The organism is Comamonas serinivorans, from assembly GCF_002158865.1.
GTDB classification, from domain to species: Bacteria; Pseudomonadota; Gammaproteobacteria; order Burkholderiales; family Burkholderiaceae_C; genus Comamonas_E; species Comamonas_E serinivorans.
Genome location: NZ_CP021455.1, coordinates 232,341 through 254,502, shown reverse-complemented (window position 1 = coordinate 254,502; position 22,162 = coordinate 232,341). Strand labels below are relative to the sequence as shown.

Below are 22,162 nucleotides of genomic sequence, written 5' to 3'. Positions count from 1 at the left end.
CTGCCAAGCAGAACGGGCGAATCAGGCAAGCAGCGAAGTGGCTGCAGAAGAAGTCGAACCCGTTGAAAAGATGCCGACCGACAAGATCGTCGACGTGAGCCCGTTGGCGCTGCGCATGAGCAGCCCCTTCAACGCGGGCTACTGGCTGGCGGCCTGACCTCAGGACCCCAACCGCATCCCCCCAAGCCCACCCTGCGGTGGGCTTTTTTGCGTCTGCTGTCTGGTGCAACCGGCCTGCGGGGCCTTGTGAGGGGTTCAGAACACTTGCCGCCGAGGCCACATGATCGTGACCTCCCGCAAATTGATCAGGGCTCCGGCTGCTGCAAGGTAGGCGTTCGTGGCCAGGCATGGCTCACGGCGGGATGACGGCAGATCCTGGAGAGGCCATGCACGTGGACCACGTGGCGCGTCCATAGCAAGGGTTCATCGCCGGCGTGGTGCCGGGACACGAGCACAGGCCAGACGACGCGAAGTGTCTCTGCGCCGGCGACGCCTTGTGATCGCGGCAGGGCGCCCCTTGTGCCTGAACATCCCCGCACGGTTCGGCTTCATCGCACGGACGGGACAAGCGGCAAATGACACAGGATTCGTCGATGCCGTGGGCGCCGTCGTGCCGGTCTTGGCCTTCGACCGCGGCCCTCCCCTCCTCGCGGTGTCAGGGCATGGGCGATGCCGGGCGACGCACGGCCACGTTCACCCATTCAACCAGCACAAAGCAGTATGGGCCGATTACCGCTCACATTGCAACGGCAAACGACCCATACCTCATTCATCACAGCACCCGCAGGTGCCGCAGCCACCGCGGACGCCGCTCAGCGCACCACGCCGAGGGCGGCCAAAGCCGCCACCCGCAGCTGCGCCGCCGAATGGGCGTCGTGGCCTGCCAGGGCGTTGGCCTGCTCCAGCAACTGGGCCGGAACGGTGGTGGGCGTGGCTTGAGAGCCAGCAACGGGACGAATGACTTGACGCAAGAACGAGAACATGATGTGGGTGCTCCAGGATGCAAGGCCGGCTTGTGGCTGCCCTGCTGAAGTCCTCATGGTAGGCCGTTCAAGGCGGAATGACCAGGGTAATCCCTAGGTTTCCTGCAACAGATCGCACAAAGTCGTCCTCGCCCTTGGATTCCGTTGCTGTTCTACAACTTGATAAGTCGTTTCGCATTGCGCAATCATCCAAATTGGCTTGCCAGGCCAGCCGCACCGACCATGGGGTGGCCCGAGTAGCCGTGCGGCAGCGGCAGCATGTGGTCGAGCCTGCTGCGCGTGAGGCCGATTTGCAGCCCTTTGAAAGCCACCTGACCCGCGCCTCGGGCGGGCCGGTGTCGATCATCGCCAGACGCAGAACGGCATGGCGCGAAGCCTCAACGGCTGAACTTGCCCCGGCGAATGCGGTTGGCCATGTCCCGGAGCAGCTTCTGGGGTCCGATGCCCAAGAAGCCGGCAGCCAGCGGTTCAAGAGGCCCCATCCACCGACGACCGACTCGAGGCCGCCCTTCCGCGCCGACATGTTCAGGCCTGAGGCTCGGGCTTGCTGGGCACCAACACCAGCAGCACCGACAGCACGATGAGGGCGACCGCGCTCCAGTCCTGCCACAGCAGCGTTTCGTTCAGCAGCCAGGCCCCGCTGAACACGCCGAGGATGGGGATCATCATGACGCTGATGCTGGAAGCAACCGGCGGCAGCACGCGCGACAGGAACTGCCAGGCGCTCTGCGCCACGGCGATCACGAGCAAGCCGTTGTACAGCAGCGCAAACCAGACTGAGGGGCTGGGCGCCACCCAACGGTCGTGTTCAAACAGCGTCGCCAGCACGGCCAGGATGGGCCCGGTGAGCGCCAGCATCCAGAAGGTCAGCGCCAAGGTGGGCGCGGCGATGGTGTGGCGTCGCCAGATCTGCGTGCCCAGCGCCCAGAAGGCGGCGGCCACCAGGGCCAGCAACACCCCTGCGGGCTTGCCCGCCATGTGGCTGGCCTCGTTCCACAGCAGCAAGAGCACGCCCAGCCCCGTGGCCGCCACCGCGGCCATGGCCCGCCCGGTGAGGCGCTCGCCGAACATCAGCGCGCCCATGACGGCCGAGAAAATCGGCATGGTGTAGCCCAGCACCGCCGCGCGGCCGCTGGACAGCTGCCCCACGGCCAGCACGATGCAGGCGTGCCAGGCCAGGCAGTTGACCAGCGACAGCCGCACCATCTGGCCCCAATCCTGGCGCGGCAGGGCCAGAGGCACCTTCATCAGGCGCAGGCCCAGCCACATGGCCGGCAGCGCGATCGCAAAGCACACGGCCCGAAAAGTGAGGGGTGGAAAGCCCGTGACGCCCAGCTTCATGATGGGCCAGTTGAAGCCCCAGATCACGGTCAAGGCGATGAGGACCAGCATTTGCTGGCGCGTGAGACGTTGCATGCGGCGATGCTAGCGCGCCCCGCGGGTGCGCGGGGTCGCGTGGCGGCCACTCAGCCCAGGCGACCGGCCACGCGCATGGCCAACACCAAGTCAGCCCAGGCCTTGGCCTTGTCGGGCAGGTTGCGCAACAGGTAGGCGGGGTGGTAGCTGACGATCACTGGCACCCCCTGGTAGTGGTGCACTTGCTGCCGCAGGCGGCCGATGGGCTCGGTGGTGTTCAGCAGCGATTGCACGGCGAACCGGCCCAGCGCCAGGATGAGCTTGGGCTGCACCAGCGCGACCTGGCGGCGCAGGTAGGCCTCGCATTGGGCCACTTCGTCCGGTTGCGGGTTGCGGTTGCCGGGCGGGCGGCACTTGAGCACGTTGGCGATGTAGACCGCCTGATCGCCGGCCGGCGCCTGGCGGTTGACCCCCACGGCCTGCAGCATGGCGTCGAGCAACTGGCCTGCGGGCCCGACGAAGGGCTCGCCGCGCCGGTCCTCCTGCTCGCCGGGCGCCTCGCCCACCACCATCCAGTCGGCACGCGTGGCCCCGACGCCGAACACCGCCTGGGTGCGGCGCTCGCACAGGCGGCAGGCGCGGCAATCGGCCACCGTGGCCTGCAGGCGGGCCCAGTCCATCTCGGCGACCCCGGCCGGGTTGACCGCGGTCAGCTCGGCCACCTGCTGGGCGGCCAAGGCCGCCACATGGGTGGTCTGCGGCACCTGTGAATGGGGTATACGTGGATTGTCGTTTGTGATGTGAACGATTTGGTTTGATACTGCGTCATCAGCCAAATCTTCCTGCACCTGCGCGGGGGCCAGATCGCGCGCGACCGGCGGCTGGGACTCGGCCTGCGGCGCAGCCTCCGAGGGCGCGGCAGCAGCGAACGTCGGCGGCGACTCGGACAACGCGGGGGGCGACAGCGCCGCAGCGCCAGCCGGCTGCGCGGCCTCAACCGGCCGGGTGGGCTCCGCCAGCTCAGGCGCCCTGGCCAGTGGCGGCGCCGGCGCCGCTTTGGGCGCCCACACCGTGACCCCCATTTCAGCCAGCATGGCCCGTTGGCGGGCATCCAGGTCCAGGCTCATGCAGGCTCCTGACGGGGTGCGGGCAAGGCCAGGGTCATGACGATGGCGTCTTCCCGCTGGCCGGATGCCGCCGGGTAGTACCCTTTGCGAACGCCCACCTGCTTGAAACCATGCCGCTCGTACACGGCAATCGCGCGCGCGTTGCTGCGGCGCACCTCCAGCCACACCCAGGGCTTGTCCAGGTGCAGCGCCCACAAGCCCAGCATCTGCAGCATCAGCTGGGCCAGGCCTCGCCGCTGCAAAGCCGGCGCCACGGTGATGTTGAGCAAATGCACCTCATCCACGCCCGGCATGGCGACGAAGTAGCCCGCCAGCACCTCGCCCGCCCACAGCAGCTGCGCCAGGTTGCCCGCGCCCATGGCGTCCTGCAGGTTGCGCGTGGTCCAGGGGTGGCTGTAGGCCGCCTGCTCCACCGCCAGCACAGCGGGCAGGTCGGCGGGCGTCATGGGCGCCCAGCGCAGCGCCGGCGGCACCGCGTCGGCCGCGCAGGCGTCTGCCGCCAGCAGGCCTTGCAGTGGCCAGGTGGTCAGCGCCGTCACAGCCGGCCTCCGGCACGCGCCCCACGGGCTGCGCACGCCAGGGGCCCGGCCGTCCAGCGGACGTCGGGCTCGTCGAACATCAGGTCGCAGGAAGGGCACACGCTCACATTCTCGCTGCTGGCCATTCACGCCCGCGCCAGTTTGGCAGCGGCCAACGCCGCTCGTTCGGCGGTGGTGTCGGCCACCTTGTCGCGCACATAGACCGGCATGGCTTGATCGGCCGGCACGGCCAGCCCTTGCGCCAGCAAGCCCGGGATCAGGGCCAGCATGCACTCGGCATCGGGCACCGCGGTCACGCGGGCGGCGGCCTGCACCGGCGCCGGCATCTGGTCTGCATATCCGGCAAAGGCATTGCCGACCACGGTCCAGTCGCTGACTGCGGCGTTCACCGGCCAGGCGAGTGCGCCTGCCGGCCCCACGCGAACGGGTGACACCTCTTGCCACGTTCCCGCAGTACCTGGCGTTTCCGATGGCTGGTATTCATAGACCGCCGAATACACCTCGTTCATGCGCGCATCCAGCACCGCCAGTACCTGCGTGGCGCCGGTCTGTTGCCGGGCGGCTTCGGCCACGGCCAGCAGGCTGCCGATGGGCAACACCGGCTTGCCGGCGCCAAAGGCCAAGCCCTGAGCCACGGCACAGGCGCCGCGCAGGCCGGTGAAGGCCCCCGGCCCTTGCCCGAACGCGATCACGTCCAGGTCGGCCAGGCGCAAGCCCAGCTCGTCCAGCAGCTCGAGCACACAGGGGATCAGGCGGTCCGAGGCCTGTGCCCCGCCTGCGCCGCGCCAGGCACGCACACGCTCGCCGTGCCGCACGGCCACCGACATCACCTCGGTGCTGGTGTCAAAAACCAAATGATTCATGGGTCATCCAAGCCGCCATTGTCGCGCGTCTGGCCAGGTGGCCTGCGCGCCACGGACAAGCAAGCCGGCATCGGGTCGCATCTGGCGCATCCCTGGGGCCCACCGGACCGATACCGCGTTGGCTGAGGGGCTGACCCGTGAGCGTTGCCTACGGCGGGTCGGCCGCGCGCCCGCCGGGCGGAAAGCCGGCTTGGCCCAACGCTCGCGTCGAGGCCGAGGTGAACGCCGACGCGGGCCTTGCTGTGCTGGGCTGGGCGCATCGGCCCGCCCCCACAGCCTCCTGATCCTCGCGCTGCCTGGGCCCGCGCGGTTGGCTCAGGGCCCAGGCCACCGGCTCAGCGTGGCGCGGCCAGCTGCATCACCACGCGGCCGGCGGCGTCCAGCAGCTGCAGCTGGGTGCCGTTGACGCGCTGGGTGCGCACAGCCTGCAGGGCCTGCACGAATTCGCGCTCCACGCTGCCGGCGCAGGCCATCTTGGTGCTCATGATGGGCCCGAACTGCAGCCGGTTGCCGCTGGCGCTGTAGGTGGCCGAAAAGCCATTGCAGCTGGTGTTGCCGCTCACGCGGGGCTGCTGGCCATCGAAGCGGATCTGCGCCACGCGCGTGTCGCTGGCAGGGACGGCCTGACCACCGATGTGCGTCACCCGCCAATCCTGGCGCAGCGCCGGAGCCACCAGGTCAGTCCCCGCCGGGGGCGGTGCGGGCGTGGCTTGGCCGGGCTGAGCCGGCGCGCTCTGCACGCGCTTGAGCACGACCTCGACCCGGTTGTCACCGGGCGTCTGCAGCACGGGCGCCGCCTGGTCCTGCACGAACCACAGCTGGTCGTTCACGCGGATGCTGGTGCGCACGGCGTAGCGCCCGCTGGCCTCGATCTTGCGGGGGTCGTACGCGATGCGCAGCGTGTAGGGCGGGTTGCCGGCCGGGCCGATGCGTTGCTGGCCCAGCACCACGGCCCGCGCGTCGGCGCGCGACACGTCCTCCAGCACGGCTTCGAAGACGGCGTTGTCCGGCAAGGCCAGGCGTTCGCGGTAGCTGGCGCTGCCGGTGATGAACGCCTCGCCCGACGGCGCGGGGGTGCTGGCGCAGCCCGCCACCATGCCCGCCGTTGCAGTCAGGGCCAGCCATGTGCGCCATGTCGTCCAGGTCATGCGGTTTGTCCTTGTGTGGTTATGACAAGATGGAGTATCCAACATCTGCCGTTCAATTTTGAACGCAGACACACTCATACTCCATTGTTGCAATCGCGGCCAAGGGCAGCCTCAGTTCAGCGCCATGCTGAGCTTGCGGCGGTAGGCGTTGACCAGCGCCTGCTGCGGGTCTTCCTGCTGCGCAGCCTTGCCCGTGAGCGCAATGCCGCCGGCGGACTGCCCCGCCTGACCCGCCTCGTCCCGCTGGCTGGGCGTCAGCAGCTCCAGGATGGCCACGTAGGTCTTGCGCGGCACGCCCTCGTTCCAGGCCTTGTCGCGCATGATGATTTCGAGCAACTCGTCCATGGCCTGCGGCCATTCGCCTTCGGCCATCAGCACGCGGGCCTTGGCCAGGCGGGTGTCGAAGTCGCGCTTGTTGGCGGCGATCTGGTCGTCGAACTGGGCGATGGACCAGTTGCCGCGGTCGTCCTGCTCGACGAACTTGAGCGCGTCCAGCCACTGGCGCAGGGCCTCGAAGCGCTGCACCTTGGGCTCGCGGCGCAGCGGCTCTTCGAGGGCGGCTTCGGCCTCTTCGTAGGCCCCGGTGCCGATCAGCAGGCGGATGTAGTCGAAGCGGGCGTCGTCGTTGGCCGGGTCGGCGGCCACGGCATCGGCCAGCTTGGCCAGCGCGGCCTGGGTGTCGCCGGCTTCGATCAGCGCCTCGGCTTCGTCGACCGTGGCATCGGCCTGCAGCGCGCCCTCGCTGGGCACGTGCTTGTCGAGGAACTGACGCACCTGGCCTTCGGGCACCGCGCCCATGAAGCCATCGACGGGCTTGCCGCCCATCATCAGGATGCAGGTGGGCAGGCTGCGGATGCCGAAGGCCGAGGCGAGCTGCTGCTCTTCGTCCGAGTTGATCTTGACGAGCTTGAAGCGGCCGGCATAGTCGTCCTCGAGCTTCTCGAGCACGGGGCCCAGGCTGCGGCAGGGGCCGCACCAGGCGGCCCAGAAGTCCACCAGCACCGGCGTGGTCATGGAGGCCTCGATCACCTCGGCTTCAAAGTTCTGTACGGTCACGTCGATCATGTGGCGCTTTCTCTAACCTTAAGATCATGGCTGATCAACCTTTCAGCGCATGAAACAAATGAATTCCCGAATGGAGCCCCTCAACAAGGGTGTCGGTGTGGTGATGGGGTCCAGTTCGGACTGGGACACCATGCAACACGCGGTGTCGATTCTCCAACAGTTCGGCATCACGCATGAGGCCAGGGTCGTCTCGGCGCACCGCATGCCCGACGACCTGTTTGCCTACGCCGAAAGTGCCGCCGAGCGCGGCCTGAAGGCCATCATCGCCGGCGCCGGCGGGGCCGCCCACCTGCCCGGCATGCTGGCCGCCAAAACACTGGTGCCGGTGCTGGGCGTGCCGGTGGCGTCGCGCCACCTGCAGGGCGTGGATTCGCTGCACTCCATCGTGCAGATGCCCAAGGGCATTCCCGTGGCCACCTTCGCCATTGGCACCGCCGGCGCGGCCAACGCCGCCCTGTTCGCCGTGGCCATGCTGGCCGGCGAAGACCCGGCCCTGCGCGATCGCCTGGCCCAGTTCCGCGCCGAGCAGACCGAGGTGGCACGCGCCATGACCCTGCCCCCGGCGCCCTGAGTCAACTCCCTGACCCAGAAAGCAGTATGGCCCTGTTGCCGTTCTTCAACAAACGGCAACAGGGCCATACCCATCAATTGTGGCCTGCGGACCTCTGGCCCACTGCGGGCCTGCCGCCCCGCCCTGACCGGCTCGCACCCGCTCAGGTCTGCTCTGTGCGGGCAAACCCACGGTGGGCAACCGATCCGCGCGCTGGGCGCCATCTCACCAGCCGTCAGTCCCGCATCAACGCCTCGATCTCGTCCGCCTGCACCGGCACGCCGCGGGTGATGAGTTCGCAGGCGCCCTCGGTCACCACGGCGTCGTCTTCGATGCGGATGCCGATGTGGTGGAAAGCCTCGGGCACATCGGGGCCGGGACGCACGTAGATGCCGGGCTCGAGGGTCAGCACCATGCCGGGCTGCAGCAGGCGGCTGGGCCGGTTGGTGATGAGCTCGCCGGACAGGGGATCGCGGCGCTCGCTGACCTCATCCCGCTGCGTCAGCTCGACGTAGCTGCCCACGTCGTGCACGTCCATGCCCAGCCAGTGGCTGGTGCGGTGCATGTAGAAGGGAAAGTAGGCGCGCTGCTCGATCACGTCGTCCACGCCGCCCACCTTGTCCTTGTTCAACAGGCCCAGGTCCAGCATGCCCTGCGCCAGCACGCGCACCGTGGCGTCGTGCGGGTCGTTGAAGCGCCGGCCGACGCGCGTTTCGGCGATGGCCGCCTCCTGGCTGGCCAGCACCAGGTCGTACAGCGCGCGCTGCGGGCCCGTGAACCGGCCGTCGGCCGGGAAGGTGCGCGTGATGTCGCTGGCGTAGCTGTCGAGCTCGCAGCCGGCATCGATCAGCACCAGCTCGCCCGGGCGCACCGGGGCCACGTCGGCACGATAGTGCAACACACAGGCGTTGGGGCCCGCGGCGACGATGCTGGTGTACGCAGGAAACTGCGAGCCCCCCATGCGGAATTCGTGCCCCAGTTCGGCATCGAGGTGGTATTCGCGGCAGTCCTGCCCCGCGCGCAGCATGCGCGCCGACAGCTGCATGGCGCGCACGTGGGCCCGCGCGCTGATGGCGCTGGCCTCGCGCATGATGGCCAGCTCGTGCGCGTCCTTGATGACGCGCATTTCGTCGAGCACGCCGCACAGGTCGTGCTGCTCGGCCGGGCACAGGGCACCGAAGCGGCTGCGGGCCCGCACCTGCTGCAGCCAGCCGTCCACGCGGGTTTCCAGCCCGGCGTGTGTGGCGAACGGGAACCAGACCGCCGAACGGTTTTCCAGCAGGCGGGGCAGGCGCTGGTCCAGCTCGGTCACCGAATGGGCGTGGTCCAGCCCCAGGGCGGCCGGTGCGGCCTCGGGGCCCAGGCGGTAGCCGTCCCAGATTTCCCGCTCCAGGTCTTTGGGCTGGCAAAACAGCGTGGCCTGCCCATCGCCCGTGAGCACCAGCCAGGCGTGCGGCTCGGTGAAGCCGGTCAGGTAGTAGAAGTAGCTGTCGTGTCGGTACGGGAAATCGCTGTCGCGGTTGCGAGGCCGCTCGGGCGCGGTGGGCACGATGGCCACGCCATCGCGGCCGAGTTGTTGGGCCACGCGCGCGCGGCGGCTGGCGTAAACGGACGAAGCGTCAGACATGGGGGCCTTTGGGAGAGCGAGGAACACAAGCGCCCAATGCTAGCGCGCCGCCACCGCGCGCTGTGCGCCGCGGGCGCGCTGCTCGGATTTTGTTCAGTGCGGAAGCCGCCCTTCGCGGGTGCTGGCCATGCGCCTTGAGCCGCTGCAACGCGCCTCGGTCAGGCGTCCCTGGAATGGCCCTTGCGCGGGGGGCTCTTCAGTCTGAGCCTTGCCGGCCATGCAGCGCTTGTTGGGCAAGCCCCGCGACGGGCAGGCCTGGCGAGGAGGCGATGCACCGACAAGCCTGTGCCGTTGCCGTGGCCTTGCAGCGGCCCGTCAGGCTGCTTCAACGCGTCTCGTGAGCCATCCCTGCGCGTGCACAGACACCCCCAACAGTCCGCGCCTGGTCACGGATCGACGTGACGGCACCGCGCCGGACACGCGCACTCTCACGCCACATCGGATGACGTGTCCGGTGGGTGCCATGGGCCTCAGGGGCAGCGGATCACGGCGAGTGAGGCGGCCACAGCCCATGCCAACCGGCCCTGCGAATGGCGCCGCAGCGGTGACGCACGAACCGCGCCACACGCAGCCGGCTCACTCGCCTTCGTCGAACTTGTTGTGGATCAGGTCCTGCAGGGCCTGCATGGCCTGCGCTTCCTGCTCGCCGTCGGTTTCCAGCGTGACCAGGGTCCCGATGCCGGCGGCCAGCATCATCACGCCCATGATGCTCTTGGCGTTGACACGCCGGTCCCCCCGGCTGATCCACACGTCGCATGGAAAACCGCCCGCGGTCTTGGCCAGCTTGGCCGAAGCGCGGGCGTGCAAACCCAGCTTATTGCTGATGGTGATGTCGTTCCTGATCATCCCTGGCTCTTCTCGTTTGGTTTTGAGGCGCGGTCAACGCCACCTTCATCAATCCCTGGCTGCCCCCGGTCAAGGCGCGGTCGATCAACACCTCCATGGCCTCATGGCGGTACGTGACGGCCCGCAGCAGCATGGGCAGGTTCACCCCGGCCAGCAGCACGTGCGGCGTGCCGGCCAGCACCTCGCGGGCCAGGTTGCAGGGCGTGGCGCCAAAAATGTCCGTCAGCACCAGCGCCGGCTCGCGGCCGAGCTGGTCCACGGCAATCTGCAGGCTGCCCAGCGACTCCTCGCGGCTGAGCCTGGCCTGCACATCCACCGCGGTGACGACCGCGGCCGCATCGGGGAACACGTGCAGCACGCATTCCCGCAACGCATGGGCCAGCGGCGCGTGGGCAACGAGGAGGATTCGCTTCATGGCAGCATGCCCAAGGTGACAGGAGATGGGCCCGGACAGGCGGGTGGCATCGCAAATGTGTTGAAATGCCCCATTCCACCGGGGCAGACAAGCCCGCCATTGTGCTTCATATGCAAGGATCGAACCGAGTGATGTTGTCCCGCCTGCCGCGTGCTGTGGCGGCCTGTGTGCTGGCCGGCCTGCTGTGGGGCTGCAGCCAGTCGCCGGCGCCGCAGAGCCAGTTCGTGCTGCTGGATGGCAGCCGCCAGAGCACACAGGACTTCCACGGCAAGGTCACGCTGGTGAATTTCTGGGCCACCAGCTGCACCACCTGTGTGGCCGAAATGCCGGAGATCGTCGCCACCTACGAGAAGTTCGCGCCGCGGGGGTTCGAGACCGTGGCCGTGGCCATGCAGTACGACCCGCCCGCCTACGTGGTCAACTTCGCCGAAACCCGGCGACTGCCCTTCAAGGTTGCGCTCGACAACACCGGCGCCGTCGCCAAGGCCTGGGGCGAGATCACCCTGACGCCGACCACCTTCCTGCTCGACCGCCAGGGCAAGATCGTCAAGCGCTACGTGGGCCAACCCGATTTCGGCGAGCTGCACCAGCTGATCGACAAGCTCCTGGCCCAGCAAGCCTGATCGCCATGGGGTCCTTGCCAGAGCTTCACCTGCGCAACGCAGAATCAGCCGACGATTGGCAGGCGGTGCGCCTGCTCTTCGAGGAATACGCCCAGGCCTTGGCCATCGACCTGTCGTTCCAGGACTTTGACCAGGAGCTGGCCACCCTGCCGGGCGAATACGCGGCGCCGCGCGGCTGCCTGCAGCTGGCCCTGGTGGATGGCGAATACGCCGGTTGCGTGGCCCTACGCGCCATCGACGATGTGGACTACGCCAACGCGGCCGAAATGAAGCGGCTGTACGTGCGCCCCATGTTCCGGGGCTTTGGCCTGGGCCGCAGCCTGACCGAAGCGGTGCTCGACCGTGCCCGCGAGCTGGGCTACGACAGCGTGCTGCTCGACACGCTGGACGCCATGGAGGTGGCACGCGCCCTCTATGCCGACCTGGGGTTCGAGGAGATTCCTCCCTACTACCACAACCCCGTGGTGGGCGCCCACTATCTCAAAGCCGATATCAAATGAAGTATCAGGTCATTGCCGTTGTTTGAACGACGGCAATGACCTGATACCCCATGAAAAATGGCGCCTCGAAGGCGCCATGGCAGGTCAACGCTTCAGCCGCGCTTCACAGCTGCGACAGCAGGGTGCCCGCGTCGCTGACCTTGAAGGCGCCGCCTTCTTCCACATTCAGCTGGGCCACTTTGCCGTCCTTCACCAGCATGCTGTAGCGCGTGCTGCGCAAGCCCAGGCCCTTGGCCGTCAGGTCCAGCGTCAGGCCGGTGGCCTTGGCGAAATCGGCGCTGCCGTCGCCCATGAAGCGGATGTGGCCCTCGGCACCCGAGGCCTTGGCCCAGGCGCCCATCACGAACGCGTCGTTGACCGACACGCACCACACCTCGTCCACGCCCTTGGCCTTCAAGGCCGGCAGCTGCTCGAGGTAACCCGGCAGGTGGCGTTCCGAGCAGGTCGGGGTGAAAGCACCCGGCACGGCAAAAATCGCCACCGTCTTGCCCTGGGTGGCCTCGGCCACGCGCACGACGTTGGGGCCAACCGAGCAACCTTCGCCCTCAAAGGGGACGTATTCGGTCAGGTTCACATTCGGCAGGCTGTCACCCACTTTGATCATTGCCAATCCTTTCAGCGTGTTGCGGTGCGGCGCACCGAGCCCCCGATTATCGGGGCTGCGGCCAGCCGGTCTTGTCGCCGCGCTCCCCTCGTCGCGTGGCAGGCGGCGACACCGCCGAGGTCACCGATCGAGGCGATGGGTTGCAGCCTCTGGCACGGGCGAAAAAAAACCGGATGCGCGAGCATCCGGTTTTTTCATGGGCGCGGTGGCTTAGACCACGGCCGCCTTTTGCACCAGGCGGCTGGCCACCCAGTTCTTGGTCTTGGACAGCGGACGGCTTTCCGTGATCTCGATGACGTCGCCGAGCTTGTACTCGGAGTTTTCATCGTGAGCGTGGTACTTGCTCGAACGCATCACGATCTTGCCGTAGATCGGGTGCTTCACGCGACGCTCGACCAACACGGTCACGGTCTTGGCGCGCTTGTCGCTGACAACCTTGCCAACCAGGGTGCGCTTGAGGGATGGTTTTGCTTCCGTCATGGTCACTCCTTAGGCCTTCTTCGCAGCTTGCTCGTTCAGGATGGTCTTGGCGCGTGCGATGGCACGGCGCGTTTGACGCAGCTGAGCGGTGTTGTTGAGCTGTTGCGTGGCCTTCTGCATGCGCAGGTTGAAGTGGGCCTTCTGCAGGTCCTTGATTTCAGCAGTCAGGCCAGCAGCGTCTTTTTGACGCAGTTCAGAGGTATTCATGGCTTTGACTCCTTACTGGCCCAACAGGCGGGTGACGAAGGTCGTGCGCAGCGGCAGCTTGGCTGCAGCCAGCGTGAACGCTTCGCGCGCCAGCTCTTCGGGCACACCGACGATCTCGTAGAGCACCTTGCCGGGCTGAATTTCAGCCACGTAGTACTCAGGATTGCCCTTGCCGTTACCCATGCGGACTTCAGCAGGCTTGGTCGAGATCGGCTTGTCGGGGAACACGCGAATCCAGATGCGGCCGCCACGCTTGACGTGACGCGAAATGGCACGACGTGCGGCTTCGATTTGGCGAGCGGTCAGGCGACCACGATCGGTCGACTTGAGGCCGAATTCGCCGAAGGCCACGGTGTTGCCACGGGTGGCAAGACCTGTGTTGCGGCCTTTCTGTTCCTTGCGGTACTTTCTGCGTGCAGGTTGCAGCATGCTTATTCTCCTTTGGCACCGTCCGCTGCTGCAGCGGGCGCGGTATCAGCGCGCTTAACGGATGCTTTACCAGTGGCCTCTGCAGGCTTGTCGCTGCCATCGGCCGGGGCGGCATTGCTGCCGGCACCGCGGCGACCGCCACGGCGGTCGTCACGACCACCCGGACGACCGTCGCGACGGCCACGGGGGCGACGCTCTTCGTCGTTGCGCGGCGTGCTGTCCAGCGAAGGCACATCGGTGCGACCGAGGTTGTCGCCCTTGTAGACCCACACCTTCACACCGATGATGCCGTAGGTCGTCTTGGCTTCCGAGAAGCCATAGTCGATGTCGGCACGCAGGGTGTGCAGCGGCACGCGACCTTCGCGGTACCACTCGGTGCGCGCGATTTCGATGCCATTCAGACGGCCCGACGACATGATCTTGATGCCTTGGGCGCCCAGACGCATGGCGTTCTGCATCGCGCGCTTCATGGCGCGACGGAACATGATGCGCTTTTCGAGCTGCTGCGTGATCGAGTCAGCGATCAGTTGCGCGTCCACTTCGGGCTTGCGCACTTCTTCGATGTTCACGGCCACGGGCACGCCCAGGCGAGTCGCGAGTTCCTTCTTCAGGTTCTCGATGTCTTCGCCCTTCTTGCCGATCACCACGCCCGGACGTGCCGAGTAGATGGTGATGCGGGCGCTCTTGGCGGGGCGCTCGATCAGCACGCGCGACACGGCGGCGTTCTTGAGCTTGCCCTTCAGGTACTCACGCACCTTGATGTCTTCGGCCAGCATGCCGGCGAAGTCACGGTTGCTGGCGTACCAGCGGCTGGCCCAGTTCCGGCTCACCGCCAGGCGGAAGCCGGTCGGATGGATTTTCTGTCCCATATCTTCCGTTCCTGTGATCAGTTGCCAACCGTCACGTACACATGGCACGTGGGCTTGCTGATGCGGTTGCCACGGCCCTTGGCGCGTGCGGTGAAGCGCTTCAGGGTGGTGCCCTGTTCGACGTAGATGGTCTTGACCTTCAGTTCGTCGATGTCAGCGCCGTCGTTGTGTTCGGCATTGGCGATCGCGGATTCCAGCACCTTCTTGATGATCACAGCAGCTTTTTTCTGCGTGAATTCAAGGATGTTCAGCGCTTGATCCACCTTCTTGCCACGAATCAGGTCGGCCACCAGACGGCCTTTGTCCACAGAGAGGCGAACGCCTCGCAGGGCTGCACGTGTTTCCATGGTCATTCCTTATTTCTTGGCCTTCTTGTCGGCCGCGTGGCCTTTGAAGGTACGGGTCAGCGCGAACTCACCAAGCTTGTGGCCCACCATCTGGTCGGTGATGTACACCGGCACGTGTTGGCGACCGTTGTGCACGGCGATGGTCAGACCGATGAACTCGGGCAGGATCATCGAGCGACGCGACCAGGTCTTGATCGGCTTCTTGTCCTTGCCGCTCACCGCCTTTTCGGCCTTGGCCACAAGGTGATGGTCAACGAACGGACCCTTTTTGAGAGAGCGTGTCATCTGCTATCCCTTATTTCTTGCGGCGCGACACGATCATGGTCTGTGTGCGCTTGTTGTTGCGGGTGCGATAGCCCTTCGTCAGGTTGCCCCATGGGTCAACCGGATGACGGCCTTCGCCAGTCTTGCCTTCGCCACCACCGTGCGGGTGATCGACCGGGTTCATGACCACACCGCGAACCGTCGGACGGATACCCATCCAGCGCTTCACACCGGCCTTACCCAGTTGACGCAGGCTGTGCTCTTCGTTGGCCACTTCACCGATGGTGGCGCGGCACTCGATGTGGATCTTGCGCACTTCGCCCGACCGCATGCGGACCTGGGCATAGGTGCCTTCACGGGCCAGCAGCGTGGCCGAGGTCCCTGCCGAACGCACGACCTGAGCGCCAGCGCCCGGTTGCAGCTCGATGCAGTGAATCGTCGAACCCACGGGGATGTTGCGGATCGGCAGCGTGTTGCCGGCGCGGATCGGGGCTTCCGAGCCGGACAGCAGCGTTGCACCGACTTCCACGCCGCGGGCTGCGATCACGTAGCGGCGCTCGCCATCGGCGTAGCACAGCAGGGCGATGTGGGCGCTGCGGTTGGGGTCGTATTCAATGCGCTCAACCTTGGCGGGGATGCCGTCCTTGTTGCGCTTGAAGTCCACCACGCGGTAGTGATGCTTGTGGCCACCGCCCTTGTGGCGAACGGTGATGTGACCGTTGTTGTTGCGGCCCGACTTCTGGAACTGCGGCTCCAGCAGGGGGGCGTAGCCGGCACCCTTGTGCAGGTGGTCACGCGAAATCTGAACGACGTGACGACGACCGGGCGACGTGGGGTTGGTTTTCTTGATGGCCATGGTTTACGCAGCCTCCCCAGACAGGTTCAGCTCTTGACCTTCCTTGAGCGTGACGTAGGCCTTGCGCACGTTGTTGCGGCGACCCAGGCGTTGGCCAAAGCGCTTGGCCTTGCCCTTCACGTTCACGACGGACACGCCGAGCACTTCGACCTTGAACATCAGTTCAACGGCGGCCTTGATCTCGGGCTTGGTGGCATCTTGCAGCACCTTGAACGTCACCGAGTTGCCCTTTTCCGCAGCCATGGTGGCCTTTTCGGAAATCACCGGAGCAACCAGCACGTTCATCAGACGACCTTCGTCGAAAGTGCGTTGTGCGGGAGTCGGATTGATGCGGCTCATGCGAACATCTCCTTGAGCTTGTCGATGGCACCCGGGGTCACCAGAACCTTCTTGTAGTGCACCAGCGAAACCGGATCGGCGTAGCGGGGTTCAACCACCAGCACGTTGCCCAGGTTGCGCGAAGCCAGGTACAGGTTCTCGTCCACTTCGTCGGCAATCACCAGCACCGAGTCCAGCTTCATGCTCTTGAACTTGGCGGCCAGTTGCTTGGTCTTGGGCGAATCGACTTTGATCTGCTCAACCACAGCCACGCGGCCTTCGCGGGCCAGCTGCGAGAAGATCGACGCCATGCCGGCGCGATACATCTTCTTGTTGAGCTTCTGGGTGAAGTTTTCTTCCGGGCTGTTCGGGAAAATGCGACCACCCCCACGCCACAGCGGCGACGAGCTCATACCGGCACGTGCACGGCCCGTGCCCTTTTGCTTGAAGGGCTTGGCGGTGGTGTGCTTGACCTGTTGGCGGTCCTTCTGAGCACGCGTGCCTTGACGGGCGTTGGCTTGATAGGCCACCACCAGCTGGTGCACGAGGTCTTGGTTGTATTCGCGATTGAACAGCGTCTCGGGGGCGTCAACCTTGGCCGTCGACTGACCTTGATCGTTCAGAACTTCGAGCTGCATCAGTTCGCTCCCTTCGCTGCTTTGGCCTTCACAGCCGGACGCACGGTGACGAAGCCACCCTTGGAGCCGGGGATGGCACCCTTGATCAGCAGCAGTTGACGGGCTTCGTCAACGCGGATCACGTCCAGGTTTTGCGTGGTCACGGTCTCATCGCCCATGTGACCGGTCATTTTCTTGCCAGGGAACACGCGACCGGGGTCTTGTGCCATGGAGATCGAACCGGGGACATTGTGCGAACGGCTGTTACCGTGCGATGCACGCTGCGACGCAAAGTTGTGGCGCTTGATGGTGCCGGCGAAGCCTTTACCGATCGAGGTGCCTTGCACGTCGACCTTCTGGCCCACGGCAAACAGCTCGGCCACGGGCAGCACGGCACCCGCGGCGTACTTGCCAGCGGTTTCTTCGGTGACGTGGAATTCGCGCGTGATTTCGCCGGCTTCGACGCCAGCCTTGGCCAGGTGGCCAGCGGCAGGCTTGGTGACGCGCGAGGCGCGACGCTTGCCGTACGTCACCTGCAGGGCGACGTAGCCGTCATTCTCTTGGGTCTTGACTTGCGACACACGGTTGTCCGACACATCGACCACCGTGACAGGCACTGCTTCGCCGTCATCGGTGAACACACGCATCATGCCCACCTTGCGCCCCAGCAACCCCAGGGAGGTGCTTTGACTCATTGTTTTCTCCAGATCTTCCACCCCGGCTGCTGCAATTGGCCGCCGGGTTTGCGAACCGTCATCCGCCGCGCCCGGTCTGTACAGCTAAGCGACCGAGCCAACGTCATGGCCCACGTGAAAGTAGGTTGATGAATACCTACCCCCGAATTGGAGGTAAGCCCGCGAGTATAAAACGAAACCCGTCAAGGCACAAGCGCGCTTGACGGGATCGTGGTCAGGCGTGTTGCTTTCGCTGCACGCCTGTGAGGCTGGCCTGACGGCCGGCCCTTACTGCAGCTTGATTTCGACGTCCACGCCGGCCGGCAGGTCCAGCTTCATCAGCGCGTCAACGGTCTTGTCGGTCGGGTCGACGATGTCCATCAGGCGTTGGTGCGTGCGGATTTCGAACTGATCGCGGCTCGACTTGTTCACGTGCGGCGAACGCAGGATGTCGAAGCGCTTCATGCGCGTCGGCAGGGGCACGGGGCCCTTGACGATGGCGCCGGTGCGCTTGGCGGTGTCGACGATTTCGGCAGCCGATTGGTCGATCAGCTTGTAATCAAACGCCTTCAGACGGATGCGGATCTTTTGCTTGGACATGAGATGGCTCCAGTCGTTGATTACTCGATGATCTTGGCAACCACGCCGGCGCCGACGGTGCGGCCACCTTCACGGATGGCGAAACGCAGGCCTTCTTCCATGGCGATGGGGGCGATCAGCTTGACGGTGATCGACACGTTGTCGCCAGGCATCACCATTTCCTTGCCTTCGGGCAGCTCGATCGAGCCGGTCACGTCGGTCGTGCGGAAATAGAACTGGGGACGGTAGTTGTTGAAGAAGGGCGTGTGACGGCCGCCTTCGTCCTTGCTCAGCACGTAGACCTCACCCGTGAAGTGGGTGTGGGGCTTGATGGAGCCGGGCTTGCACAGCACTTGGCCGCGTTCGACTTCTTCGCGCTTGGTGCCGCGCAGCAAGATGCCGACGTTGTCGCCTGCCTGGCCTTGGTCCAGCAGCTTGCGGAACATTTCGACGCCGGTGCAGGTGGTCTTTTGCGTGGGCTTGATGCCGACGATTTCGATTTCTTCGCCGACCTTGACGATGCCGCGCTCGATACGGCCGGTCACCACGGTGCCGCGACCCGAGATCGAGAACACGTCTTCGACGGGCATCAGGAAGGTGCCGTCGATGGCGCGCTCAGGCGTGGGGATGTAGCTGTCCAGGGCGTCGGCCAGGGCCAGAATGGCTTGCTCGCCGAGCTCGCCGGTGTCGCCTTCGAGGGCCAGCTTGGCCGAGCCCTTGATGATGGGGGTGTCGTCGCCGGGGAAGTCGTACTTGGACAGCAGCTCGCGCACTTCCATTTCGACGAGTTCCAGCAGTTCGGCGTCGTCCACCATGTCGGCCTTGTTCAGGAAGACGATGATGTAGGGCACGCCCACCTGACGCGACAGCAGGATGTGTTCGCGGGTCTGGGGCATCGGGCCGTCAGCGGCCGAGCACACCAGGATGGCGCCGTCCATCTGGGCGGCACCGGTGATCATGTTCTTGACGTAGTCGGCGTGGCCGGGGCAGTCCACGTGGGCGTAGTGGCGGTTGGCCGTTTCGTACTCGACGTGGGCGGTGTTGATGGTGATGCCGCGGGCCTTTTCTTCGGGCGCTGCATCGATCTGGTCGTAGGCCTTGGCTTCGCCGCCAAACTTCTTGGACAGCACCGTGGCGATCGCTGCCGTCAGCGTCGTCTTGCCATGGTCCACGTGACCAATCGTGCCCACGTTCACGTGCGGCTTGGAACGCTCAAATTTCTCTTTTGCCATTTCAGATCTCTTGAAAAAGAACAACCCGTGCTGGTTTTACGTCTGCACCTGATTGCGAATTCGCCCCACACGGGAGACGGGGCGGCACCAGATCGCAGACACGCATCCAAGATGAGCAGGATTCGAACCTGCGACCCGCTCGAGGCGGGTGTGCAGTCTTCCAGCGCCTATGCGCTTTCCATGCTGCACCCGTTCAGCCACTCTGGCATCACCTTGGACAAATTGGGGTATGCAGCCATCGCCGTTGGTTGCTCAACGACAATCGCCTCATACCCCTTCAAAGCATCACTTGGCGCGAGCGGCAACGATGGCTTCAGCCACGTTCTTCGGCGCTTCAGCGTAATGCTTGAATTCCATCGTGTAGGTGGCGCGGCCTTGCGTCATCGAACGCAGGGTCGTGGCGTAGCCGAACATTTCCGACAGCGGCACTTCGGCCTTGATGGCCTTGCCACCGCCGACCATGTCGTCCATGCCCTGCACCATGCCGCGGCGGGACGACAGGTCGCCCATCACGGTACCGGCGTAGTCTTCCGGCGTTTCCACTTCCACGGCCATCATGGGCTCGAGGATCACGGGCGTCGCCTTGCGGGCGGCTTCCTTGAAACCGAAGATGGCGGCCATCTTGAACGCCTGCTCCGACGAGTCCACGTCGTGGTACGAACCGAAGGTCAGCGTGACCTTCACGTCCACCACCGGGTAGCCGGCCAGCACGCCCGAGGTCAGCGCTTCTTCCACGCCCTTTTGCACGGCGGGGATGTATTCGCGCGGCACCACGCCGCCCTTGATGGCGTCGACGAACTCGAAGCCCTTGCCCGGCTCTTGCGGCTCCAGCGTGAAGACGACGTGACCGTATTGGCCCTTACCGCCCGACTGACGCACGAACTTGCCTTCGACATCGACCACCGACTTGCGCACGGTTTCGCGGTAGGCCACCTGGGGCTTGCCCACGTTGGCTTCCACGCCGAATTCGCGCTTCATGCGGTCCACGATGATTTCGAGGTGCAGCTCGCCCATGCCGGCGATGATGGTCTGACCCGACTCTTCGTCGGTGCGCACGCGGAACGACGGATCTTCAGCGGCCAGGCGCGACAGGGCGATGCCCATCTTTTCCTGGTCAGCCTTGGTCTTGGGTTCCACGGCCTGTGCAATCACGGGCTCGGGGAAGACCATGCGCTCGAGCACGATGGGGGCGGCGGTGTCGCACAGCGTTTCGCCGGTCGTCACGTCCTTCAGGCCCACGCAGGCAGCGATGTCACCGGCGCGGATTTCTTCCACTTCGATGCGCTCGTTGGCCATCATCTGCACGATGCGGCCGATGCGTTCCTTCTTGCCCTTCACCGAGTTCAGCACGGTGTCGCCCTTGGACAGCACACCCGAGTACACGCGCACGAAGGTCAGCTGGCCCACGAAGGGGTCGGTCATCAGCTTGAACGCCAGCGCCGAGAACTTCTCGCTGTCGTCGGCCTTGCGCGACAGCTTCTTCTCTTCGTCGTCCGGATCGGTGCCTTCCACGTCGGGGATGTCCACCGGTGCGGGCAGGTAGTCGATCACGGCGTCCAGCATGCGCTGCACACCCTTGTTCTTGAAGGCCGTGCCGCACAGCATGGGCTGGATTTCGGTGGCCAGGGTGCGCGTGCGCAGACCCAGCTTCAGATCGGCTTCCGACAGGTCACCCTCTTCCAGGTACTTGTTCATCAGCTCTTCGCTGGCCTCGGCTGCCGCCTCGACCATGTTCTCGCGCCACTTCTTGGCATCGGCGGCCAGCTCGGCCGGGATGTCCTGGTACTCGAACTTCATGCCTTGCGAGGCTTCGTCCCAGATGATGGCTTTCATCTTGACCAGATCGACCACGCCCTTGAAGTTGTCTTCGGCGCCGATCGGGATCACCACGGGCACGGGGTTGGCGTTCAGGCGCAGCTTCATCTGGTCATAGACCTTGTAGAAGTTGGCACCGGTACGGTCCATCTTGTTCACGAAGGCCAGACGGGGCACCTTGTACTTGTTGGCCTGACGCCACACGGTTTCCGACTGGGGCTGCACGCCGCCCACGGCGCAGTACACCATGCAGGCGCCATCCAGCACGCGCATGGAACGTTCCACTTCAATCGTGAAGTCCACGTGCCCGGGGGTGTCGATGATGTTGAAGCGGTGCTCGGGGTAGGACAGGTCCATGCCCTTCCAGAAGCAGGTCACGGCCGCCGAGGTGATGGTGATGCCACGCTCTTGCTCTTGTTCCATCCAGTCGGTGGTCGCAGCGCCGTCGTGCACTTCGCCCAGCTTGTGGGTCACGCCGGTGTAGAACAGGATGCGTTCGGTCGTGGTGGTCTTGCCAGCGTCAATGTGAGCGGAGATACCGATGTTGCGATAGCGCTCGATGGGTGTCTTGCGAGCCATGATGGATCCTTGATTGATCGGTCGATCTATGAAGTATGCGCCGCTTGCCGTTCACAACCGAACGGCAATCAAGTCATACCCCTGAAAAAATGAGGCTGATGAAGCCAAATCAGGCCGCGGCATTTGAATCTGCCAGCGGCCTGTTGCATGCGGATGACGCAGCGCTTGCGTTTAGAAGCGGAAGTGGCTGAACGCCTTGTTGGCGTCGGCCATGCGGTGCACTTCGTCACGCTTCTTCATGGCGCCGCCACGGCCTTCATTGGCCTCCAGCAGTTCGTTGGCCAGGCGCAGGGCCATGGACTTCTCGCCACGCTTGCGAGCAGCTTCCTTGATCCAACGCATCGACAAGGCCAGGCGACGGACCGGGCGCACTTCGACGGGCACCTGGTAGTTCGCACCACCCACGCGGCGGGATTTCACTTCCACCATGGGCTTGACGTTGTTGATGGCGTTGATGAAGAGTTCCAGCGGGTCTTTGCCCGTCTTGTTCTCCATGGTTTCCAGCGCGCCGTAGATGATGCGCTCGGCAACCGCCTTTTTGCCGCCTTCCATGATCACGTTCATGAACTTGGACAGCTCGACATTGCCGAACTTGGGATCCGGCAGGATTTCACGTTTGGGGACTTCGCGACGACGTGGCATTTCTCACC

The 22,162-nt window shown here is 65.3% G+C and carries 28 protein-coding genes; 3 read left to right on the top strand and 25 right to left on the bottom strand.

All coding sequences use genetic code 11. The features are described 5' to 3' along the window. Positions 1-812: 812 nt before the first annotated feature. From CCO03_RS19365 to trxA, 7 genes are all read right to left on the bottom strand, one after another. The gene (locus CCO03_RS19365; protein WP_157667432.1) at positions 813-983 is read right to left on the bottom strand and encodes a hypothetical protein; all 171 of its coding nucleotides are present in this window, start codon (positions 981-983) and stop codon (positions 813-815) included. A 525-nt stretch (positions 984-1,508) separates the two neighbouring features. Further along, complete coding sequence (locus tag CCO03_RS01130) at positions 1,509-2,399, bottom strand: DMT family transporter (protein ID WP_087276112.1); 891 nt, start codon at positions 2,397-2,399, stop codon at positions 1,509-1,511. A gap of 50 nt (positions 2,400-2,449) precedes the next feature. Next, positions 2,450-3,466, bottom strand: a complete 1,017-nt coding sequence (locus CCO03_RS01125) for a uracil-DNA glycosylase (RefSeq protein WP_087276109.1) — start codon at positions 3,464-3,466, stop codon at positions 2,450-2,452. Beyond that, a complete protein-coding gene (rimI, locus tag CCO03_RS01120; RefSeq protein WP_087283913.1) occupies positions 3,463-3,912 on the bottom strand; it encodes a ribosomal protein S18-alanine N-acetyltransferase in 450 nt (149 codons plus the stop codon). Before rimI ends, CCO03_RS01125 begins: the two co-directional genes overlap by 4 nt. A gap of 218 nt (positions 3,913-4,130) precedes the next feature. After that, entirely contained in the window at positions 4,131-4,868 is a 738-nt protein-coding gene (gene tsaB, locus CCO03_RS01115; protein WP_087276105.1) for a tRNA (adenosine(37)-N6)-threonylcarbamoyltransferase complex dimerization subunit type 1 TsaB, read from the bottom strand. Positions 4,869-5,203: 335 nt separating this feature from the next. Beyond that, positions 5,204-6,016 carry an META domain-containing protein gene (locus CCO03_RS01110; RefSeq protein WP_169717438.1) on the bottom strand — a complete coding sequence of 271 codons (813 nt, stop codon included), beginning with the start codon at positions 6,014-6,016 and terminating at the stop codon, positions 5,204-5,206. 111 nt (positions 6,017-6,127) lie between these two features. After that, a complete protein-coding gene (gene trxA / locus CCO03_RS01105; protein ID WP_087276099.1) occupies positions 6,128-7,081 on the bottom strand; it encodes a thioredoxin in 954 nt (317 codons plus the stop codon). A gap of 58 nt (positions 7,082-7,139) precedes the next feature. On the opposite strand from trxA, the gene purE reads away from it, so the two are divergent. Continuing rightward, entirely contained in the window at positions 7,140-7,652 is a 513-nt protein-coding gene (purE, locus tag CCO03_RS01100) for a 5-(carboxyamino)imidazole ribonucleotide mutase (RefSeq protein WP_418236035.1), read from the top strand. 214 nt (positions 7,653-7,866) lie between these two features. Here the strand turns inward: purE and CCO03_RS01095 are convergent, their stop codons facing one another. The 3 genes from CCO03_RS01095 to CCO03_RS01085 all read right to left on the bottom strand — a co-directional run bounded on the left by CCO03_RS01095 (position 7,867) and on the right by CCO03_RS01085 (position 10,519). Then, positions 7,867-9,258, bottom strand: coding sequence for an aminopeptidase P N-terminal domain-containing protein (locus CCO03_RS01095; protein WP_087276094.1), 1,392 nt, complete (start codon positions 9,256-9,258; stop codon positions 7,867-7,869). A gap of 576 nt (positions 9,259-9,834) precedes the next feature. Next, entirely contained in the window at positions 9,835-10,104 is a 270-nt protein-coding gene (locus CCO03_RS01090) for an HPr family phosphocarrier protein (RefSeq protein ID WP_087276091.1), read from the bottom strand. Beyond that, positions 10,073-10,519, bottom strand: coding sequence for a PTS sugar transporter subunit IIA (locus CCO03_RS01085; RefSeq protein ID WP_087276089.1), 447 nt, complete (start codon positions 10,517-10,519; stop codon positions 10,073-10,075). The genes CCO03_RS01090 and CCO03_RS01085 overlap by 32 nt, the downstream gene beginning before the upstream one ends. A 131-nt stretch (positions 10,520-10,650) precedes the next feature. On the opposite strand from CCO03_RS01085, the gene CCO03_RS01080 reads away from it, so the two are divergent. Together CCO03_RS01080 and CCO03_RS01075 are read left to right on the top strand one after the other, a co-directional pair. Further along, a complete protein-coding gene (locus tag CCO03_RS01080; protein ID WP_087276087.1) occupies positions 10,651-11,142 on the top strand; it encodes a TlpA family protein disulfide reductase in 492 nt (163 codons plus the stop codon). A 5-nt stretch (positions 11,143-11,147) separates the two neighbouring features. Then, the gene (locus CCO03_RS01075; RefSeq protein WP_087276086.1) at positions 11,148-11,642 is read left to right on the top strand and encodes a GNAT family N-acetyltransferase; all 495 of its coding nucleotides are present in this window, start codon (positions 11,148-11,150) and stop codon (positions 11,640-11,642) included. Between the two features lie 103 nt (positions 11,643-11,745). On the opposite strand, the gene CCO03_RS01070 is transcribed toward CCO03_RS01075, so the two are convergent. The 15 genes from CCO03_RS01070 to rpsG all read right to left on the bottom strand — a co-directional run bounded on the left by CCO03_RS01070 (position 11,746) and on the right by rpsG (position 22,154). Further along, positions 11,746-12,246 carry a peroxiredoxin gene (locus CCO03_RS01070; RefSeq protein ID WP_087276083.1) on the bottom strand — a complete coding sequence of 167 codons (501 nt, stop codon included), beginning with the start codon at positions 12,244-12,246 and terminating at the stop codon, positions 11,746-11,748. Positions 12,247-12,456: 210 nt separating this feature from the next. Beyond that, positions 12,457-12,726 carry a 30S ribosomal protein S17 gene (gene rpsQ / locus CCO03_RS01065; protein ID WP_087283908.1) on the bottom strand — a complete coding sequence of 90 codons (270 nt, stop codon included), beginning with the start codon at positions 12,724-12,726 and terminating at the stop codon, positions 12,457-12,459. Between the two features lie 9 nt (positions 12,727-12,735). Next, entirely contained in the window at positions 12,736-12,933 is a 198-nt protein-coding gene (gene rpmC / locus CCO03_RS01060) for a 50S ribosomal protein L29 (RefSeq protein WP_087276080.1), read from the bottom strand. Between the two features lie 12 nt (positions 12,934-12,945). Further along, positions 12,946-13,362: a 50S ribosomal protein L16 gene (rplP, locus tag CCO03_RS01055; RefSeq protein WP_087276077.1), complete on the bottom strand. Its 417-nt coding sequence runs from the start codon at positions 13,360-13,362 to the stop codon at positions 12,946-12,948. A 2-nt stretch (positions 13,363-13,364) separates the two neighbouring features. Beyond that, on the bottom strand, positions 13,365-14,231 hold the full coding sequence (rpsC, locus tag CCO03_RS01050; protein ID WP_087276073.1) for a 30S ribosomal protein S3: 867 nt from the start codon (positions 14,229-14,231) through the stop codon (positions 13,365-13,367). A 17-nt stretch (positions 14,232-14,248) separates the two neighbouring features. Then, the gene (gene rplV / locus CCO03_RS01045; RefSeq protein WP_087276070.1) at positions 14,249-14,578 is read right to left on the bottom strand and encodes a 50S ribosomal protein L22; all 330 of its coding nucleotides are present in this window, start codon (positions 14,576-14,578) and stop codon (positions 14,249-14,251) included. A gap of 9 nt (positions 14,579-14,587) precedes the next feature. Then, positions 14,588-14,863: a 30S ribosomal protein S19 gene (gene rpsS, locus CCO03_RS01040; RefSeq protein ID WP_087276067.1), complete on the bottom strand. Its 276-nt coding sequence runs from the start codon at positions 14,861-14,863 to the stop codon at positions 14,588-14,590. A gap of 10 nt (positions 14,864-14,873) precedes the next feature. Next, positions 14,874-15,698, bottom strand: coding sequence for a 50S ribosomal protein L2 (rplB, locus tag CCO03_RS01035; RefSeq protein WP_087276064.1), 825 nt, complete (start codon positions 15,696-15,698; stop codon positions 14,874-14,876). A 3-nt stretch (positions 15,699-15,701) separates the two neighbouring features. Continuing rightward, positions 15,702-16,037 (bottom strand): 50S ribosomal protein L23, encoded by a 336-nt coding sequence (gene rplW / locus CCO03_RS01030; protein WP_087276061.1) that lies wholly within the window; start codon positions 16,035-16,037, stop codon positions 15,702-15,704. Next, positions 16,034-16,654 (bottom strand): 50S ribosomal protein L4, encoded by a 621-nt coding sequence (gene rplD, locus CCO03_RS01025; protein ID WP_087276058.1) that lies wholly within the window; start codon positions 16,652-16,654, stop codon positions 16,034-16,036. The genes rplW and rplD overlap by 4 nt, the downstream gene beginning before the upstream one ends. Then, a complete protein-coding gene (gene rplC / locus CCO03_RS01020) occupies positions 16,654-17,328 on the bottom strand; it encodes a 50S ribosomal protein L3 (RefSeq protein WP_087276055.1) in 675 nt (224 codons plus the stop codon). The genes rplD and rplC overlap by 1 nt, the downstream gene beginning before the upstream one ends. 267 nt (positions 17,329-17,595) lie before the next feature. Beyond that, positions 17,596-17,907, bottom strand: coding sequence for a 30S ribosomal protein S10 (rpsJ, locus tag CCO03_RS01015; RefSeq protein ID WP_054257904.1), 312 nt, complete (start codon positions 17,905-17,907; stop codon positions 17,596-17,598). Positions 17,908-17,927: 20 nt separating this feature from the next. Next, positions 17,928-19,118, bottom strand: coding sequence for an elongation factor Tu (tuf, locus tag CCO03_RS01010; RefSeq protein WP_087276052.1), 1,191 nt, complete (start codon positions 19,116-19,118; stop codon positions 17,928-17,930). 285 nt (positions 19,119-19,403) lie between these two features. Further along, a complete protein-coding gene (fusA, locus tag CCO03_RS01005) occupies positions 19,404-21,512 on the bottom strand; it encodes an elongation factor G (protein ID WP_087276049.1) in 2,109 nt (702 codons plus the stop codon). Between the two features lie 171 nt (positions 21,513-21,683). Next, positions 21,684-22,154, bottom strand: a complete 471-nt coding sequence (rpsG, locus tag CCO03_RS01000; RefSeq protein ID WP_087276045.1) for a 30S ribosomal protein S7 — start codon at positions 22,152-22,154, stop codon at positions 21,684-21,686. Positions 22,155-22,162: the final 8 nt, after the last annotated feature.

What these genes read in the sequence shown, in the direction of transcription:
- CCO03_RS19365 (WP_157667432.1), bottom strand. Translation starts at nt 983, where the DNA reads ATGTTCTCGTTCTTGCGTCAAGTCATTCGTCCCGTTGCTGGCTCTCAA.
- CCO03_RS01130 (WP_087276112.1), bottom strand. Translation starts at nt 2,399, where the DNA reads ATGCAACGTCTCACGCGCCAGCAAATGCTGGTCCTCATCGCCTTGACC.
- CCO03_RS01125 (WP_087276109.1), bottom strand. Translation starts at nt 3,466, where the DNA reads ATGAGCCTGGACCTGGATGCCCGCCAACGGGCCATGCTGGCTGAAATG.
- rimI (WP_087283913.1), bottom strand. Translation starts at nt 3,912, where the DNA reads ATGACGCCCGCCGACCTGCCCGCTGTGCTGGCGGTGGAGCAGGCGGCC.
- tsaB (WP_087276105.1), bottom strand. Translation starts at nt 4,868, where the DNA reads ATGAATCATTTGGTTTTTGACACCAGCACCGAGGTGATGTCGGTGGCC.
- CCO03_RS01110 (WP_169717438.1), bottom strand. Translation starts at nt 6,016, where the DNA reads ATGACCTGGACGACATGGCGCACATGGCTGGCCCTGACTGCAACGGCG.
- trxA (WP_087276099.1), bottom strand. Translation starts at nt 7,081, where the DNA reads ATGATCGACGTGACCGTACAGAACTTTGAAGCCGAGGTGATCGAGGCC.
- purE (WP_418236035.1), top strand. Translation starts at nt 7,140, where the DNA reads ATGAATTCCCGAATGGAGCCCCTCAACAAGGGTGTCGGTGTGGTGATG.
- CCO03_RS01095 (WP_087276094.1), bottom strand. Translation starts at nt 9,258, where the DNA reads ATGTCTGACGCTTCGTCCGTTTACGCCAGCCGCCGCGCGCGCGTGGCC.
- CCO03_RS01090 (WP_087276091.1), bottom strand. Translation starts at nt 10,104, where the DNA reads ATGATCAGGAACGACATCACCATCAGCAATAAGCTGGGTTTGCACGCC.
- CCO03_RS01085 (WP_087276089.1), bottom strand. Translation starts at nt 10,519, where the DNA reads ATGAAGCGAATCCTCCTCGTTGCCCACGCGCCGCTGGCCCATGCGTTG.
- CCO03_RS01080 (WP_087276087.1), top strand. Translation starts at nt 10,651, where the DNA reads ATGTTGTCCCGCCTGCCGCGTGCTGTGGCGGCCTGTGTGCTGGCCGGC.
- CCO03_RS01075 (WP_087276086.1), top strand. Translation starts at nt 11,148, where the DNA reads ATGGGGTCCTTGCCAGAGCTTCACCTGCGCAACGCAGAATCAGCCGAC.
- CCO03_RS01070 (WP_087276083.1), bottom strand. Translation starts at nt 12,246, where the DNA reads ATGATCAAAGTGGGTGACAGCCTGCCGAATGTGAACCTGACCGAATAC.
- rpsQ (WP_087283908.1), bottom strand. Translation starts at nt 12,726, where the DNA reads ATGACGGAAGCAAAACCATCCCTCAAGCGCACCCTGGTTGGCAAGGTT.
- rpmC (WP_087276080.1), bottom strand. Translation starts at nt 12,933, where the DNA reads ATGAATACCTCTGAACTGCGTCAAAAAGACGCTGCTGGCCTGACTGCT.
- rplP (WP_087276077.1), bottom strand. Translation starts at nt 13,362, where the DNA reads ATGCTGCAACCTGCACGCAGAAAGTACCGCAAGGAACAGAAAGGCCGC.
- rpsC (WP_087276073.1), bottom strand. Translation starts at nt 14,231, where the DNA reads ATGGGACAGAAAATCCATCCGACCGGCTTCCGCCTGGCGGTGAGCCGG.
- rplV (WP_087276070.1), bottom strand. Translation starts at nt 14,578, where the DNA reads ATGGAAACACGTGCAGCCCTGCGAGGCGTTCGCCTCTCTGTGGACAAA.
- rpsS (WP_087276067.1), bottom strand. Translation starts at nt 14,863, where the DNA reads ATGACACGCTCTCTCAAAAAGGGTCCGTTCGTTGACCATCACCTTGTG.
- rplB (WP_087276064.1), bottom strand. Translation starts at nt 15,698, where the DNA reads ATGGCCATCAAGAAAACCAACCCCACGTCGCCCGGTCGTCGTCACGTC.
- rplW (WP_087276061.1), bottom strand. Translation starts at nt 16,037, where the DNA reads ATGAGCCGCATCAATCCGACTCCCGCACAACGCACTTTCGACGAAGGT.
- rplD (WP_087276058.1), bottom strand. Translation starts at nt 16,654, where the DNA reads ATGCAGCTCGAAGTTCTGAACGATCAAGGTCAGTCGACGGCCAAGGTT.
- rplC (WP_087276055.1), bottom strand. Translation starts at nt 17,328, where the DNA reads ATGAGTCAAAGCACCTCCCTGGGGTTGCTGGGGCGCAAGGTGGGCATG.
- rpsJ (WP_054257904.1), bottom strand. Translation starts at nt 17,907, where the DNA reads ATGTCCAAGCAAAAGATCCGCATCCGTCTGAAGGCGTTTGATTACAAG.
- tuf (WP_087276052.1), bottom strand. Translation starts at nt 19,118, where the DNA reads ATGGCAAAAGAGAAATTTGAGCGTTCCAAGCCGCACGTGAACGTGGGC.
- fusA (WP_087276049.1), bottom strand. Translation starts at nt 21,512, where the DNA reads ATGGCTCGCAAGACACCCATCGAGCGCTATCGCAACATCGGTATCTCC.
- rpsG (WP_087276045.1), bottom strand. Translation starts at nt 22,154, where the DNA reads ATGCCACGTCGTCGCGAAGTCCCCAAACGTGAAATCCTGCCGGATCCC.